General features: G+C 58.4%; 16 protein-coding genes. 11 read left to right on the top strand and 5 right to left on the bottom strand.

Going from position 1 to position 15,393, the window contains the following annotated elements; all coding sequences use genetic code 11:
* Positions 1–208: 208 nt before the first annotated feature.
* Both ACZ415_RS02050 and ACZ415_RS02045 read right to left on the bottom strand, forming a co-directional pair.
* A complete protein-coding gene (locus ACZ415_RS02050; protein WP_464387737.1) occupies positions 209–1,627 on the bottom strand; it encodes an IS1380 family transposase in 1,419 nt (472 codons plus the stop codon).
* Positions 1,628–1,665: 38 nt separating this feature from the next.
* Positions 1,666–2,781 (bottom strand): RNA-guided endonuclease InsQ/TnpB family protein, encoded by a 1,116-nt coding sequence (locus ACZ415_RS02045; RefSeq protein ID WP_464387736.1) that lies wholly within the window; start codon positions 2,779–2,781, stop codon positions 1,666–1,668.
* Between the two features lie 56 nt (positions 2,782–2,837).
* Between ACZ415_RS02045 and tnpA the strand changes: the two genes are divergently transcribed.
* From tnpA to ACZ415_RS02015, 6 genes are all read left to right on the top strand, one after another.
* A complete protein-coding gene (tnpA, locus tag ACZ415_RS02040) occupies positions 2,838–3,251 on the top strand; it encodes an IS200/IS605 family transposase (RefSeq protein WP_344701755.1) in 414 nt (137 codons plus the stop codon).
* 149 nt (positions 3,252–3,400) lie between these two features.
* Positions 3,401–3,967, top strand: a complete 567-nt coding sequence (gene tehB / locus ACZ415_RS02035) for a tellurite resistance methyltransferase TehB (protein WP_344701757.1) — start codon at positions 3,401–3,403, stop codon at positions 3,965–3,967.
* A gap of 217 nt (positions 3,968–4,184) precedes the next feature.
* Entirely contained in the window at positions 4,185–5,627 is a 1,443-nt protein-coding gene (gene tnpC / locus ACZ415_RS02030; protein ID WP_464387713.1) for an IS66 family transposase, read from the top strand.
* Between the two features lie 94 nt (positions 5,628–5,721).
* Positions 5,722–6,135, top strand: coding sequence for a hypothetical protein (locus ACZ415_RS02025; protein WP_344703113.1), 414 nt, complete (start codon positions 5,722–5,724; stop codon positions 6,133–6,135).
* 65 nt (positions 6,136–6,200) lie between these two features.
* Positions 6,201–7,213, top strand: a protein-coding gene (locus ACZ415_RS02020) for an IS630 family transposase (protein ID WP_464387722.1) whose coding sequence is annotated in 2 segments (ribosomal slippage) — positions 6,201–6,585 and positions 6,585–7,213 — 1,014 coding nt in all. Because the reading frame shifts where the segments join, the coding sequence is not laid out codon by codon here.
* A 44-nt stretch (positions 7,214–7,257) separates the two neighbouring features.
* The gene (locus ACZ415_RS02015; protein WP_344703117.1) at positions 7,258–8,037 is read left to right on the top strand and encodes a hypothetical protein; all 780 of its coding nucleotides are present in this window, start codon (positions 7,258–7,260) and stop codon (positions 8,035–8,037) included.
* Positions 8,038–8,213: 176 nt separating this feature from the next.
* Here ACZ415_RS02015 and ACZ415_RS02010 read toward each other — a convergent pair whose 3' ends face one another.
* Entirely contained in the window at positions 8,214–9,632 is a 1,419-nt protein-coding gene (locus ACZ415_RS02010) for an IS1380 family transposase (protein ID WP_464387729.1), read from the bottom strand.
* Between the two features lie 82 nt (positions 9,633–9,714).
* Here ACZ415_RS02010 and ACZ415_RS02005 point away from each other — a divergent pair, with 82 nt between their 5' ends.
* The 3 genes from ACZ415_RS02005 to ACZ415_RS01995 are packed head-to-tail and all read left to right on the top strand — an operon-like array spanning position 9,715 to position 12,088.
* On the top strand, positions 9,715–10,185 hold the full coding sequence (locus ACZ415_RS02005; protein ID WP_344703160.1) for a hypothetical protein: 471 nt from the start codon (positions 9,715–9,717) through the stop codon (positions 10,183–10,185).
* A gap of 8 nt (positions 10,186–10,193) precedes the next feature.
* A complete protein-coding gene (locus ACZ415_RS02000; RefSeq protein ID WP_464387735.1) occupies positions 10,194–10,910 on the top strand; it encodes an OmpA family protein in 717 nt (238 codons plus the stop codon).
* The gene (locus ACZ415_RS01995; RefSeq protein ID WP_344703164.1) at positions 10,907–12,088 is read left to right on the top strand and encodes an HNH endonuclease; all 1,182 of its coding nucleotides are present in this window, start codon (positions 10,907–10,909) and stop codon (positions 12,086–12,088) included. The genes ACZ415_RS02000 and ACZ415_RS01995 overlap by 4 nt, the downstream gene beginning before the upstream one ends.
* A 45-nt stretch (positions 12,089–12,133) precedes the next feature.
* On the opposite strand, the gene ACZ415_RS01990 is transcribed toward ACZ415_RS01995, so the two are convergent.
* The gene (locus ACZ415_RS01990) at positions 12,134–13,153 is read right to left on the bottom strand and encodes an IS30 family transposase (protein WP_344703166.1); all 1,020 of its coding nucleotides are present in this window, start codon (positions 13,151–13,153) and stop codon (positions 12,134–12,136) included.
* A 384-nt stretch (positions 13,154–13,537) separates the two neighbouring features.
* On the opposite strand from ACZ415_RS01990, the gene ACZ415_RS01985 reads away from it, so the two are divergent.
* Both ACZ415_RS01985 and ACZ415_RS01980 read left to right on the top strand, forming a co-directional pair.
* On the top strand, positions 13,538–13,816 hold the full coding sequence (locus ACZ415_RS01985; protein ID WP_344703168.1) for a sulfurtransferase TusA family protein: 279 nt from the start codon (positions 13,538–13,540) through the stop codon (positions 13,814–13,816).
* A complete protein-coding gene (locus ACZ415_RS01980; RefSeq protein WP_344703170.1) occupies positions 13,813–14,931 on the top strand; it encodes an AI-2E family transporter in 1,119 nt (372 codons plus the stop codon). The genes ACZ415_RS01985 and ACZ415_RS01980 overlap by 4 nt, the downstream gene beginning before the upstream one ends.
* Before the next feature lie 17 nt (positions 14,932–14,948).
* Here the strand turns inward: ACZ415_RS01980 and ACZ415_RS01975 are convergent, their stop codons facing one another.
* Complete coding sequence (locus tag ACZ415_RS01975) at positions 14,949–15,380, bottom strand: peroxiredoxin (protein WP_464387734.1); 432 nt, start codon at positions 15,378–15,380, stop codon at positions 14,949–14,951.
* Between the last annotated feature and the right edge of the window lie 13 nt (positions 15,381–15,393).

The raw sequence follows: 15,393 nt of genomic DNA, 5'->3' as shown, positions 1-15,393 counted from the left end.
CTGGGCATCCTGAAGCCCCGGGGAGCCGGTAGCTCGTCGCCGGATGCCGATTTCGAGACGGCACCGTCTTCCGGTGACGCTCTGTCCGGCTGCTATCGCCGTTATTCAGCCCCTTCCCTGCCTTGTCGTCGGTCATCCGGGCAGCCGGAACCGCCGGTCATCGACAGGACCGGCGTCTCACTCTCTCGCTTATGCGACCGCTGAGGCGTCAGCGCAACGCTGTCAGTTTTGGTAGCCCTTTCAGCAGAGTCGGCCACCATTTATCGGCAGCGGCGCCGAGGTGGACCGTGATACGTCGGGCGTGGAGGATCAGGGTGGCGGCCACCTTGAGGACCTGCTCACGCATCCGGATCAGGCTCCAGCCCTGTCGGGTTTGCCGTTCCAGCACGCAACGCAGACCATGCAGCACCTGATAGGCGTAAAGGCTCAGCAGAAGACTCGCCTCGTTGCGATCCATCACGTTCTGCTCGGTAGAGGCGCCGCGATCCGTCGACGAGAGGTGGACATCCAGCGCCGACTTGACCTCGCCCATGTGCGCCTCGGCGCTGCCGCGCTTGCGGTACAGCGATAACACCTTTTCCGGCGGCCAGTGGTACCGACTCAGGTTGGTCACCAGGAAAAAAGCGTGGAGCAACAGGTCGTCGGGGCGTTCCTGAACCACCAGCACGACGCGCCGTGGCTCGGGCCAGCTGTCGGCCCGGTATTCAAGGTCATGGCACCATTCCCGGGGCTGGTCCGGGGGTCGGCCGGGCGGCCGCTTGAGATACGGCGCCGCCAGCGTCTGAAGGGTGTTGTTGCTGCGCAGCCGGCCCAGGTACGCGATATCACGCTCTTCCATGGCCAGCAGCGTATCGTTGCCGGTAAACCCGGCATCGATACGCACTGTCACTGTCGCACCGGTGGCTTCATTGAGGCGCCGTACCAGGTGAGGGATCCAGGTATCGGCGTTCTCGGCAGGGCCCGCGTTACCCTCGCGCAGCAGGCCGCCGACCATGTCACCGGTCTCGGCCAGCGAGGCCACCAGCGGCGAATAAATGCGTGTGCCGTACAGCCCGTGAAAGGCCGACCCGCCCTGATGGCCATGGACCTCGATCGGCAGGCCGTCGATGTCCAGCGTCAGGTTATCGGGCTGCTCGCCGTGGTTCAGCGATGCCAGGCGCCAGATCGCCAGGCGCAACAGGCCTTCATGCACGGTATCGATGTTGTCATGACTCCCAAGGCACGCCAGCAGCCGCGACAGCGTCGCCTGCGATGGACGGTCCTGTGCCAGAGGCGTCATCCCGCGTGCATCGCTGCACGCCAGCTGCCAGAGCGGATCGTGACGCAGCGTGTCGGTATCGTCCAGGTCGATCCACCCCATGGCGCGCTGCAACACGACGGTTCGCAACTGGCTGGCCAGGGAATGACGAATACGCAGTGGATTACGCCGGTCGACCAGGCTCTCTTCCAGCGCCTGGATGACACCGCTGTTGTCGAGGGCTTCACGCAGCAGCAAGGCGCCGCTATCGCTGGTGGTGCGGTGGCCGCTCATCTCGGCCCGAACAGAGCCATTGCAGGAAGGCGTCCACGACGATAATCTTTCACCCATGGCGAGAGGTCCTCTTGAATCAAGTTCTGGCTGGAACATCCTGATTCTACAAGAGAAACCCCTCGCCATCTTTATTTTCAAGCCGACCTCATGAATAAGCCGGGTTGATGCTTGATGTTCAGGGCCGCGTTGATGTCCCGGTCGTGGCGTGTATGACAGGCGGGGCACGCCCACGACCGGACGTTTAGCGGCATGGCGTCCATCTTGTGATGGCATGTATGGCAGGTTTTGGAGCTGGGAAACCACGGGTCAAGTTTGACCAGATGCTTTCCCTTTTCCTCTGCTTTGTAGGCCAACTTGGCGACCAAGGCGTGCCAGGACGCATCGCCAATGTGCCTGGCGAGTCTGGCATTTTTCAACATGTTTTTGACTTTCAGCGTCTCGACGATCACCGCTTGATTATCGTCAACGATTTGTCGGGACAGTTTGTGCTGGAAGTCCTTGCGGGCGTTCACTACCCGCTCGTGCGCCTTGGCAACAAGCAGGCGGGCTTTAGCCCGATTGGCACTGCCTTTTTGCCTGCGCGACAATGCTTGCTGTTTTCGCCTGAGGTTCCGCTGCGCCTGCTTGAGAAAGCGAGGATTGGGTGTTTTATGACCGTTCGAGTCAATGGCGAGGTGCGACAAGCCCATGTCGAGGCCGACGACGCTTGAGGCATCGAGGTCTTGCAGACGTTCCGGGGCGTCCTGCCCCGTTTCAAACAGCAGCGCGGCGTAGTGCTTGCCGGTGACGGTGCGCGACAGCGAGATGCTCTTGAGCTTGCCTTCCATCGGGCGGTGAATACGCGCCTTGATGGCTTTAATCTTCGGCACCTTGATCCAGTTGTCGCCGCTTTTAACGCCGACGCAGTGGTAACTCGACTGCCGACCTCGCTTGCTTTTGAAGCGCGGGTAACCGGCTTTCTGTGTGGGATCGAAAAAGCGCTGGAAGGCTTGGTCAAGGTTGATGCACGCCTGCTGGAGCGCTATCGAATCCGCCTCTTTCAACCAGCCGTATTTACGCGATTTTTTGGCCACCGGCAGCAGTTTCTTGATGTCGTGTTTGGCGCTCAGCGACTGGCCGTGACGCTTGTAGCGATGGGACATGATGCGAAGGCCGGTGTTGTAGCAGAAACGCACCGCGCCGAACTGGCGGTTCAGTAAATCCGCCTGTTCGGTGGTGGGGTAAATGCGTACCTTGATGGCCTTAAGCATGTCAGTGCTCACTGCTACAATGCCTATAAATTAAGGTATCAGAAGGATAAAATCAAGTGAGTGTACAAGAAGGTTACCGACGAGGTCGGTACAGCGTCACGCGGCTGGTTGTTCACCTCATCTTCACGACGAAGTATCGCCGCAAGGTATTCGACGGCTACATGATCGGCCAGCTTCAGGAGGCGTTTGAGTCTGCTTGTGAAAAGCTCGACTGCCGCATCCTTGAGTTCGATGGCGAGCAAGATCACGTCCATTTGCTCGTGGAATATCCGCCGAAGCTGTCGATCAGCGTACTGGTCAACAACTTGAAGTCCACGTCGTCTCGACGCGTGCGTTACCTGAATACGCATATCCCGCGTTTGAGCAAAAACACCGCGCTGTGGTCACGGTCGTATTTCGCCTGTAGTGCAGGCGGTGCCACTAGCGAGACGCTTAAAGCCTATGTTCAGGGGCAGAAGATACCAGACTAGAACTGCTTCGCAGTTCCCGCTTGTATCTCCGCCCGCACTGGGCGGAGGTTTACGCGGATTTTTGCTAAAAAAAGCTCGGGTATTGCCTTCGGCCGACGCACCTGACGCGCTACCATGCAGACCTTCGTTTAACCGCTCAAGGTGATCTTATGACTGCTGATCTCAACGGCCGCTACGGCCTGAACCCCGCCCACAGCGAAGTGGTAGAGGCATGCAAGGTGATCGAGCCCTGCCGCGCGCTGGACATGGGCTGCTCCAACGGGCGCAACGCGCTGTATCTCGGCGAACGCGGTTTTGACGTCACCGCCGTGGACAACAATCCCGGGGCCATCAACAGCCTGCAGCAAATTCTCAGCGCCGAAGGCATCACCAACGTCACACCCCGGGTCTACGACATCAACTCGGCCGCGCTTGACGCCGACTACGGCTTAATTGCCTGCACCGTCACGCTGATGTTTCTCAACCCGGCAAGCGTGCCCGCCGTGCTGGCCGATATGCAGGCGCACACCCGTCCCGGCGGCTACAACCTGATCGTCTGCGCCATGAGTACGCCGCAATACCCCTGCCCGATGCCGTTTCCTTTCACCCTGCAAGAAGGCCAGCTGCGCGAGGCCTACGCCGGCTGGGAATTGATCAAATACAACGAAGAGCCGGGCACCATGCACAACGGCGCCCGGCTACAGTTTGCCACGCTGCTGGCGCGCAAGCCTGAGTAGCTTAGCCGGGCGGCCAAGCCGTCTAAATAAGAGTGAATGTGGATATATAAGCCGGCTGGAAAGTGCCGGTTTATCCGAAGTCCCCGCTTTCTACGCGTTGCTCTCAACCTCACGCTTAATGCTTTGTAACTATTCAGGTGGCGTCGGGTGAGACTCGCCAACCCGCTGTTCCTTCAGGCATAGTACCGTCATTCGACTCCCCCACCCAGCAGGCAACATGACCATCAGAGATATCAACGTCGACGAGGCCCTCGAGCGGGTCCGGCAGCAGCTCAAGGAAGACCGCACGGTCTCTCCTTCGCTGCGCGCCGCGATCGACGTCCTGATGCTGCTGGTCAAGCTGATGGCGGACCGGCTGGCGACCAGCAGCCGCAATAGCAGCAAGCCGCCGTCACAGGACCTCAACCGCCAACGCCGCTCCCGGGCAAAGGGCGAGCGTCGCCCCGGCGGGCAACCGGGTCACGAAGGCAGGACGCTGGAGCCGGTTACCGACCCGGATGAGGTCGTATCGTTGCGCGTCGATCGCCGCACTCTGCCCAACAAGGGGAGAGCGTATCACTCGGTCGGCGTTGAGAAGCGTCAGGTCCAGGACATCGTGATCCAGTCGGTGGTGACCGAGTACCAGGCCGAGGTGCTGGAGGATGATCGGGGCCAACGCCATGTAGCGCCGTTTCCCGACGGCGTGACCCGCCCGATCCAGTATGGCCCGCGTCTCAAGGCGCATGCCGTCTATCTCTCCCAATACCAGCTGCTGCCTTATGCGCGCATTCGGGAGCTGCTGACGTCGCAGTATGGCCTGTCACTGAGCACCGGCACCCTGTTTGCCTTCAACCAGGAGGCCTGCCGACGAGCCGAGCCCTTTGCCGAGTGGGTGATCCCGGCGCTACGTGAAGCGGCTACCGTGCATGCCGATGAAACCGGGATGCAGGTCGGTGGCAAGCGCTACTGGCTGCACTGCGCCTCGAATGAAGCCTTGACCTACCTGGCGCCTCATGCAAAGCGCGGCCAGGAGGCCATGGACGCCATCGGCATCCTGCCTTACGTCCAGGGAGTACTGGTGCATGATCATTGGAAGCCCTATTACCGCTACCACGATTGCCGGCACGCGCTGTGCAATGCCCATCACCTTCGCGAACTGACCGGCGTCCGGGACAACGACCAGCAAACCTGGGCGACGTCGCTGCATGATCGGCTGTTGGCCATGAATCGCGCCGTCGATGAGGCGGGAGGCTGCCTCCCGGCAGACGAGGCGCAGCGCTGGCGAGTTCGCTACCGGGACTGCCTGGCGGAGGGTGAGGCCGAATGTCCGCCACCGGCCAGGCCACCCCCCGGAACCCGTGGGCGCACCAGGCGCACCAAAGCGCGCAACCTGCTCGAACGCCTCCGGGCGTATGAGGATGACGTGCTGCGCTTCCTCGAGGATCCTGCCGTTCCCTTCACCAACAACCAGGGAGAGCGCGACCTGCGGATGACAAAGGTCCAGCAGAAGATCTCGGGCTGTTTCCGCTCGTGGGAAGGGGCGGAGATCTTCTGTCGGATGCGCAGTTTCCTCTCGACGGCCGTTAAACAGGGCCTGGCGGCGCACACGGCGCTGGAGCAACTGTTTGCCGGTGAGGTGCCTGCCTTCATGCGAGAGGACGAGCTGGATCAGGCAGCATGAGCTAAATAGTTACAATGCTTTTTTCCTACCGGGCTGATTCAATATATCGGTAGGTCCATATATAACCGAAGCACGCAACAAAGGAAGTTCACATATGGGTATATTTTTGGAGTTACCCGAATTGCTGGAAACATGGCTGCGCAATACCGATGCGAGCAATGTGACTGGCGTTTTCTTTTTATTGATTCTCGTTTTATTTTTCTCAGCCATTGTCTGCTATATAAAGGACTGGCTGCGCAGCCTAACGCATTACACGCCTAACCTTCTGACATCCTTGGGGATGTTAGGTACCTTTGTGGGTATCGTGATCGGGCTGTTGCATTTTGATCCCGATAATATCGACGACAGCATCAGTCTACTGCTGGGCGGGCTACAGACGGCCTTTATGACTAGTCTTTTCGGCATGACGATGACCATGGTCTATAAAGTGGCGACCGGTATGCCCTGGCTGCAGCCCAAGCAGGATGTAGGCACCGGCCCTGATGAAGTGGGCCCGGAGCATATTTAAGTGCCTGATCCAAAATATTCGTGCATAATGGGTGCCCAAATTTCTGACAAAAAGCGGACAGAATAATGGCAAGGCGCTTCGTCGAATCACTATCTGAATCTGAACTGCACACGCTGCTTTCTGCTTATCACCATGGTGAGAAGTGCGCTCTGCGCCGTCGTGCCCATGCTATTTTGCTGAGTGATCAGGGTCATACAATCAACCAAATCAGTGAGATACTGCAGGTTCGCCGTGATGCCGTATCCATATGGCTCAAGAAGTGGGAAGTGTCGGGCCTCGACGGGTTGATCGACAAGCCACGGAGTGGACGCACACCGGCCCTAGATGATGCGGACCATCAGCGGCTACAGGAGCTGGTCGCTGAGCAACCCCATCAGCTTCGCTCCTTGCATGCCCGCTTTCAGGAAGAAACGGGGAAAATTGTTAGCCTGATCACGCTTCGTAGAGCGCTAAAAAAAACGGTTTCAGCTTCAAACGGATCCGGCATTCGCTGAAGGAACGGCGCAACGAAACGGATTTCCGCAACACCCAAGGCCTCATCAAGGTACTTCAGCAATGGGAAGATCTCGGTGACCATGAGCTCTACTATTTTGATGAATCAGGCTTTTCACAGTCGTCGTCAGTCCCTTACGCCTGGAGCCCTGTCGGCGAACCATGTGAGATAACGGCCTACTCACATAGCCGAAGGCTGAACGTGCTGGGATTCCTCAGCCGAGCGGGGAAATTGGTTTATCACACGACGACTGAGTCGGTCACCACGCAAATTGTTATCGAGGCGTTCGATCAGTTTGTGGCGCAGAAAGATCCCGATACCTTTGCTGTCGTGGTGCTTGATAACGCCAGCATGCATCGCTCCAAGGCCTTCAGGCGGAAGATACTTGAGTGGATGTCGCATCGCGTGCACCTGGTTTACCTATCGGCTTACTCACCAGAGCTGAACTTGATTGAGATACTGTGGCGGCAAATGAAGTATGCATGGTTGCCGCTGGGAGCCTATCTCTCTTTTGATCGCCTCTGTGATGAGGTACACCGCCTACTTGGTGGTTATGGCACTGAATACGCGATTAATTTTGAATAAGCACTTATCAGCTGATGCGCGAGCAAAATGAAGGACTAGAACGTTTGCATCAGGCCATTGCCGGAGACGACAGCGATACGCTGACGGGGCAGATTCGTTTGCTGCGCCAGAATCAGGACGATAACCACAAAGCGGTTGCCAGGGAAGCCGAACGCCAGGCAGAGGCGGCTGAGGCGCTGAACCGACAGGCCGAAGACCAGCGGGCAAGCTTTGATAAATTTGCGCAAAACCTCTCGACGCAGCTGCATGACTTTGCCGAGATGATGTCCAAGTCTGCCACCGAGCAGGTTATTAACGCGCTGAAAGAAGTCATTCAAGACTTTAATAATCAGCTTACCGAGCAGTTTGGTGAAAACTTCAAAGCGCTGGATGCCTCGGTCAAATCGCTGGTGGAATGGCAGGAAAACTATCGCCAGCAGCTGGCCGAGATGAGCGATCAGTACGCACAGGGCGTGACCGCAATTACTCAAACCGAAACCAGCCTCTCGCATATCAGCGACAGCGCTGCCTCGATTCCTGACGCCATGAGCGGCCTTGAGCCCCTGCTGGCCACCACTCAGCGCCAGCTGGATGATCTTGAATCGCATCTGGGGGCTTTCCGGGATATGCGTGATCGCGCTGTGGAAGCCGTACCCGAGATTCGCCGTCAGGTGGAAGACACCGTAAGCGATATCAGCCAAGCGGCACAGCACGCCGCCGAAGATCTGGCCGCCGGCAGCCACAGCATGAAAGAGACGCTGGAAGAGAGCGCGACCGGCTTGCAGGAACCCGGCTTATTCACCGGAACGCTGACTGGGCATCCTGAAGCCCCGGGGAGCCGGTAGCTCGTCGCCGAACGCCGATTTCGAGACGGCACCGTCTTCCGGTGACGCTCTGTCCGGCTGCTATCGCCGTTATTCAGCCCCTTCCCTGCCTTGTCGTCGGTCATCCGGGCAGCCGGAACCGCCGGTCATCGACAGGACCGGCGTCTCACTGTCTTGCTTATGCGACCGCTGAGGCGTCAGCGCAACGCTGTCAGTTTTGGTAGCCCTTTCAGCAGAGTCGGCCACCATTTATCGGCTGCGGCGCCGAGGTGGACCGTGATACGTCGGGCGTGGAGGATCAGGGTGGCGGCCACCTTGAGGACCTGCTCACGCATTCGGATCAGGCTCCAGCCCTGTCGGGTTTGCCGTTCCAGCACGCAACGCAGACCATGCAGCACCTGATAGGCGTAAAGGCTCAGCAGAAGACTCGCCTCGTTGCGATCCATCACGTTCTGCTCGGTGGAGGCGCCGCGATCGGTCGACGAGAGGTGAACATCCAGCGCCGACTTGACCTCGCCCATGTGCGCCTCGGCGCTGCCGCGCTTGCGGTACAGTGATAACACCTTTTCCGGCGGCCAGTGGTACCGACTCAGGTTGGTCACCAGGAAGAAGGCGTGGAGCAACAGGTCGTCGGGGCGCTCCTGAACCACCAGCACGACGCGCCGTGGCTCGGGCCAGCTGTCGGCCCGGTATTCAAGGTCATGGCACCATTCCCGGGGCTGGTCCGGGGGTCGGCCGGGCGGCCGCTTGAGATACGGCGCCGCCAGCGTCTGAAGGGTGTTGTTGCTGCGCAGCCGGCCCAGGTACCCGATATCACGCTCTTCCATGGCCAGCAGCGTATCGTTGCCGGTAAACCCGGCATCGATACGCACTGTCACTGTCGCACCGGTGCCTTCATTGAGGCGCCGTACCAGGTGAGGGATCCAGGTATCGGCGTTCTCGGCAGGGCCCGCGTTACCCTCGCGCAGCAGGCCGCCGACCATGTCACCGGTTTCGGCCAGCGAGGCCACCAGCGGCGAATAAATGCGTGTGCCGTACAGCCCGTGAAAGGCCGACCCACCCTGACGACCATGGACCTCGATCGGCAGGCCGTCGATGTCCAGCGTCAGGTTATCGGGCTGCTCGCCGTGGTTCAGCGATGCCAGGCGCCAGATCGCCAGGCGCAACAGGCCTTCATGCACGGTATCGATGTTATCGGGCCCTCCGAGGCAGGCCAGCAGCCGCGACAGCGTCGCCTGCGACGGACGGTCCTGTGCCAGAGGCGTCATCCCGCGTGCATCGCTGCACGCCAGCTGCCAGAGCGGATCGTGACGCAGCGTGTCGGTATCGTCCAGGTCGATCCACCCCATGGCGCGCTGCAACACGACGGTTCGCAGCTGGCTGGCCAGGGAATGACGAATACGCAGTGGATCACGCCGGTCGACCAGGCTCTCTTCCAGCGCCTGGATGACACCGCTGTTGTCGAGGGCTTCACGCAGCAGCAGGGCACCGCTGTCGCTGGTGGTGCGGTGGCCGCTTAGCTCGGCCCGAACAGAACCATTGCAGGAAGGCGTCCACGACGATAATCTTTCACCCATGGCGAGAGGTCCTCTTGAATCAAGTTCTGGCTGGAACATCCTGATTCTACAAGAGAAACCCCTCGCCATCTTTATTTTCAAGCCAGCCTCATGAATAAGCCGGGAGGAAGGCAACCGTCAGTTGAAAGAAGAATACGAAACGGCCATTACCAGCGTGCAAAAGCAGGTGCAGGAATTGGTGACCCGGGTCGCGGATGAGCACCACAAAATGACCGGCACCATGAGCGAGGCGAGCGACAAGGCCCAGGAACAGCTGCGCCAGGCGCAGAGTCAGGCCAGTGAGGCATTGGAAAACCTACAGGCGCAGTATCAGCGTTCGCTGGAAGACGCCGGCGAGCAATACCAGGCTCAACTCAGCAATGCGTACCAGCAGGTAGAAGCTGCCATGCAACAGGCTGTTACCCGCACCGGAGAGCACATTAATGCGCAGATGGAGCGTATCGACGAAAGCATGCAGCAAGAACTGCAGCGGGTGATGACGGAAATGGGCAGCGCGCTGGGGCAAATCAGCGGACGCTTTACCCAAGACTACCAGAAGCTGACGACTGAAATGCAGAAGGTGGTGCAGTCAGCCAACTCAGGAGCCTATTGATGAGCCGAATGCAGGCGCTGTTTGGTCGTGGCAGCGCATCAGGCAGCGAGGACGAGCACCATTGGTTAAGCGTTTCGGACTTGATGGCCGGATTGATGATGGTGTTTTTGCTGATCTCGATTGCTCTAATGCGCCATGCGCTGGAAGTCCGCGAGAACGTCACGCAGGTCGCGGAGACCTATCAGGAAACCCAGGTAGCGATCTATCAGGCGCTGCTGGATGAGTTTGCCGACGATCTGGATACTTGGCAGGCTGAAATTGACGCCGACACGCTTGCGCTGACATTTAAATCGCCGGAAGTGCTGTTTGCCACCGGTTCGGCTCAGCTGCGCCCGCGCTTTAAAAGTATTCTGAAGGATTTTTACCCGCGCTACCTGAACGTGCTGACGCCCTTCCACGATTCTATCGACGAGATTCGTATAGAAGGGCATACCTCCAGTCGTTGGAACAGCCGTGTGAGCGAAGATACGGCTTACTTTCGCAACATGCAGCTGTCTCAGGATCGAACGCGCTCGGTGCTGAGCTATCTGTACGATCTGCCGGAAACCCAGCAGCAGAAAAGCTGGGTCCAACAAACTACCGCGGCGGTAGGTCTTTCGTCATCGCATCTGATTAAAAACGCTGCTGGAGAAGAGGATGCTGAAAGCTCAAGGCGCGTCAGCTTTCGCATCCTGACCAATGCCGAAGCTCAGATTCGTGAGATTCTCACCGAGGTGGATTCGTGAAGCTGGACGTTGATTTTAGCTCACTAATTGCTGCTGTTACACGGATGGGTCCACCAGTAGATATAGATCCGTTGACGCTGAATGCAGAGAACCCGCCGCTGGTCAAAAAAGAACTTCAGGCAGCATCAACTCCACCCCCTGAGCTGGAGATCCCCGAAGGCGGCCTTGAAGTCTCTGATTTGAGTCAACTGGAGACGCCGGGCGACCTGCTGATGTGGCAAGGTCAGCAGGTGCTGCTTTATATTCAGGACCACCGTTCGCGTTTTGAAGATGCTGAAATAGAAGGAGCTAAAGGTAACAGGGTACATATTTCCTTTTGTCAAAAACTCGAAGAAATGCGGGCTAGAGGCCGCTTTGAGCGCTACGTGGTCACCCGCGATCATAGCGAGTATTTTCATATCACAGGGCGAAGCTACGGCGGCCGCGAGCAAACGGCAATGACTGATCTGAAAGTCTGCAAGCTATGTCTGCGTAAACTGAACTACGGGGGTTACGCGGTACCTGGAAACAAAGCGGCTTTTAATAATTTCTCGTTTGTCCGCTTTTTTGAACAGTACGACTCTTTCTTTCCGTACCACCCAAGCCGTAAGCCCGGCGCATCGGAAAGCTATACTCAAGACTGGAAGAAAGTTTCGCAAAGCTACCGCGCAGCAAAGAGCTATCGCTGCGAAAATTGTGCGGTTGACCTTTCACAGCACCCTTATCTGCTGCATACGCACCATATCAACGGAGTGCGCAGCGATAACACTGAAAATAATCTTAAGGCACTATGCATTGATTGTCATAGCAAGGAATCAAACCATGGACATATGGCTGTACCACATAAAATACGCCAAGAAATAGCTCAATTACGCCAGGAGCAGAGAAAAGCTAATATCCAAACTTGGCATTCTGTTTTTATGTTGGCAGATCCAGGGATAAATGGCATAATTTATCATCTAAAAGCGTTTAATAGCCCGCTCCCTGAGGTTGGTTTCGGCATAAGAGGTACTGATGGAAATATTGTGATTAGAGCAGAGCTGGCTTGGCCTTCTTGCAGAGTGGGTGTTGCTATTAGTAAAGAAGATGCTGCGAAAGCTAAACTAATAAATTGGAATTTGTATAGTGTTGGAGAGTTTTTTGAAAATCCTGGTAAATTTCTTCGTATGCTGAAGATTGGTGTCTCTGATAAAAAATAAACCATTTCCTGTAAGTGATGGCGGTCTCAAGTTCCAAGTGCAACGCTATTGAAGAGTGTTCGAACCGGCGGTTGAATTCTTAAGCACCTCGGCGTAGACCTCCAATGGCGTTCGCCAGCCTAGCGTTTCGCGCGGGCGTGTGTTCAGTGAGTCGGCAATGGCGTCGAGTTCCGCCTGGCTATAGACCGATAGATCCGTGCCCTTCGGCAAATATTGCCGCAATAGCCCGTTGGTGTTCTCGTTGGAGCCCCGTTGCCATGGACTATGCGGGTCAGCAAAGTAGATCGCGGTGCCGGTTTTCTGAGTGATCTCGGCATGCTTCACCATTTCCTTGCCCTGATCATAGGTCATGGATAGGCGCAGGCGTCGCGGCACCTCATTGAGTTTGTCGCTAAAGCCAACGGCCGCGGCCGTCGCCGTGGTGCCATCCACTTTTGCCAGGATCACCAACCGTGTGGTGCGCTCCACCAGCGTGCCAACGGCGGACCGGTTGTTAGCGCCCATGATCAGGTCGCCCTCCCAGTGGCCGGGCATCTGACGGTCTTCAATCTCGGGAGGCCGTAGGTGGATGCTGACCAGGTCCGGGATTTGACCACGCCGATCCTTACCCCGACTCCGTGGCCGACGCTTACCGTTACCCTGTCGCAAGCAGGCGATGAGCTCTTTCTTGAGTGAGCCACGAGGCATCACATAGAGCGCGTTGTAGATGGCCTCATGCGAGACCTGTCGACGTGAATCGTTAGGAGACATACGCTTCAGTGTGCGGGCTATCTGCTGCGGTGACCAGTACTTGCGTAACAGGTAGGTCACCACCTCAAGCAACTCCCCACCGGGATGCAGCTTGGGTCGCTGACGTGGCCGATGACGCGTCAAGCGTGCTCGGTAGCCTGCTAGGCTAGCATCGTAGCCCTTGCTGGGGTCGACGGTGTGACGAGCGAGTTCTCGTGACACGGTGCTTGGTGCACGGCCCAGATGACTCGCGATGGCGCGTATCGAGTGAGTGGCTCGCATCATCATGATGGCGGCTCGGTCTTCAGCTGTGAGATGGCGGTAGCAATGGATCATGGCAACACCGTACCTGATGGGTCAGATGTTGCACTTGGTCATTGAGACCGCCGATGCGCTTATTTTTGAACAATATCCTGCTCCACAAAACTGCTGGTAGTTTTTTGGTTGCCGCTTGATGGGTTCGATGACAGCCAATGCTGGTAAAACTGTTGGTGAGAAACTAGCGGGCATCCGCATAAGCGCTCGCCCAGTGCGGGCGGGTTTGCGCGATGCGCCAGCGCCACTTAGGCTGCATTGTGCATTGACACATCATCGGCGCAATGCCGCATTGAGTGCTGCAAACGTTGAAGTGCGATCGGGGTGGGGCGCCGTCACCGTGGCAGTGTATGCGACAATGCCCGATAAGGCAGAGTCGTAAATCCAAAATACAACGGAGGGGTGATGTCAGACTCTACACCAACAGCGCCGCGCCCGGGTAGCGCCCCTGATGCGGTGCTGGACGCCTGCGGGCTGGCCTGCCCGCTGCCGCTGCTCAAGGCCAAGCAGGCGCTGCATCGTCTGGCAGGCGGGCAGCTTTTGGAAGTGCGGGCCACCGATGCCGGCTCCTGGCGTGATATGGCCTCGTTCGCCGAGCACAGCGCGCACGTGCTGGAAGATCGCCGCCAGGTAGACGGCGTGTACTACTACCGGCTGCGCAAGGCCGAGGGCCGCGCGTCATGACGCTGCGCACTATTGTCAAAAACTGGGTAGACCGCTATTTCTCCGATGAGGAGGCGCTGATCCTGCTGCTGGTGCTGATTGCCGGCTTTGCCGCGGTCATCTGGTTTGGCCGGATGCTGGCGCCGTTTTTTACCGCGCTGGTCATTGCCTTTTTGCTCCAGGGCGCGGTCAACGCGCTGACGCGCCGGCGCGTGCCGCACTTTTTAGCGGTGGGCGTGGTGTTTCTGGGCTTTTTGAGCGTAGTGCTGGCGCTGGCGCTGATTTTGCTGCCGCTGATCTGGAATCAGCTGGTGGGGCTGGTGCAGGAAACCCCGCGAATGTTTGCCAGCGGCCAGCACTGGCTGGGGGAGCTGCAGGCGCGCTATCCCAACCTGATTACCCCGGACCAGGTGCAGAACTGGGTAGGGGCGGCCAGCCGCCAGATCAGCCAGCTGGGCCAGCGCGCGCTGTCGCTGTCGCTGGCCTCGCTTGGCAACGTGATGGCGCTGATCATCTATCTGGTGCTGGTGCCGATTCTGGTGTTTTTCATGCTCAAGGACCGCGATGCGCTGATCGGCTTTACGCTGTCGCTGCTGCCGCGCAAGCGCACGCTGCTGTCGCGCATCTGGCAGGAAATGGATGCCCAGATCGCCAACTATATTCGCGGCAAGTTTATTGAAATTATCATCGTCGGCACGGTGGCGTTTGCCACCTTTGCCTTTCTCGGGGTGCCGTATTCGGCGCTTTTAGGCGTGCTGGTGGGGCTTTCCGTGCTGGTGCCGTACATCGGCGCGGCGCTGGCCACGCTGCCGGTAGCGGCGGTGGCCGGCTTTCATTTTGGCCTGAGCGACGAGCTGGCCTACGTGCTGCTGGCCTACGGCGTGATTCAGGCGCTGGACGGCAACGTGCTGGTACCGGTGATGTTTTCCGAAGCGGTCAACCTGCACCCGGTATCCATCATCGTCGCGGTGCTGTTTTTTGGCGGTATCTGGGGCTTTTGGGGCGTGTTTTTTGCCATTCCGCTGGCCACGCTGCTCAAGGCGCTGGTGTATGCCTGGCCGCGAGGGCTGCGCCAGCGTGACCGGCGCCTGGCGCAGGAAAACGCCACGGCCGATCACGCTGATGACGACCTGTAGCCGGCTAGCCCCCGGCGCTATGCGCGGCCCTTGTTTTGGCTTTGGGCGTTGAGGGCCTGGGCGGCGGCCAGTACGTCGTCGACGTGGCCCGGCACTTTTACACCGCGCCACTGCTGGGCGAGATGGCCGTCGGCATCGATGAGAAAGGTGCTGCGCTCGATGCCCAGATGCTCCTTGCCGTACATTTTCTTGAGCTTGATCACATCAAACATTCGGCAGATTTCCTCGTCCTTGTCGGCGATCAGCGCGAAGTTGAAGCCCTCTTTGGCCTTGAAGTTTTCCTGGGCGCGGATGCCGTCCCGGGAAACGCCGAGAATCACGGTGTTGGCGGCGTCAAACGCCGGCTTGCGGTCGCGAAAGTCGCCGCCTTCGGTGGTGCAGCCCGGCGTGCTGGCCTTGGGGTAAAAGTAGACGACAACCTGCTGGCCGCGAAGCGCCGAGAGCGTCACGGTGGTGTTGCCG

It is taken from the genome of Halomonas cibimaris (assembly GCF_055379665.1).
The sequence above is the reverse complement of the archived record's forward strand: the minus strand, read 5'-3'. Positions and strand labels throughout refer to the sequence as shown.

Excerpts from the sequence above, each read along its gene's own strand:
- ACZ415_RS02050 (WP_464387737.1), bottom strand. The coding sequence starts at position 1,627 with ATGTTCCAGCCAGAACTTGATTCAAGAGGACCTCTCGCCATGGGTGAA.
- tnpC (WP_464387713.1), top strand. The coding sequence starts at position 4,185 with ATGACCATCAGAGATATCAACGTCGACGAGGCCCTCGAGCGGGTCCGG.
- ACZ415_RS02045 (WP_464387736.1), bottom strand. The coding sequence starts at position 2,781 with ATGCTTAAGGCCATCAAGGTACGCATTTACCCCACCACCGAACAGGCG.
- ACZ415_RS02000 (WP_464387735.1), top strand. The coding sequence starts at position 10,194 with ATGCAGGCGCTGTTTGGTCGTGGCAGCGCATCAGGCAGCGAGGACGAG.
- tehB (WP_344701757.1), top strand. The coding sequence starts at position 3,401 with ATGACTGCTGATCTCAACGGCCGCTACGGCCTGAACCCCGCCCACAGC.
- ACZ415_RS01980 (WP_344703170.1), top strand. The coding sequence starts at position 13,813 with ATGACGCTGCGCACTATTGTCAAAAACTGGGTAGACCGCTATTTCTCC.
- ACZ415_RS01985 (WP_344703168.1), top strand. The coding sequence starts at position 13,538 with ATGTCAGACTCTACACCAACAGCGCCGCGCCCGGGTAGCGCCCCTGAT.
- ACZ415_RS01990 (WP_344703166.1), bottom strand. The coding sequence starts at position 13,153 with ATGATCCATTGCTACCGCCATCTCACAGCTGAAGACCGAGCCGCCATC.
- ACZ415_RS02025 (WP_344703113.1), top strand. The coding sequence starts at position 5,722 with ATGGGTATATTTTTGGAGTTACCCGAATTGCTGGAAACATGGCTGCGC.
- ACZ415_RS02010 (WP_464387729.1), bottom strand. The coding sequence starts at position 9,632 with ATGTTCCAGCCAGAACTTGATTCAAGAGGACCTCTCGCCATGGGTGAA.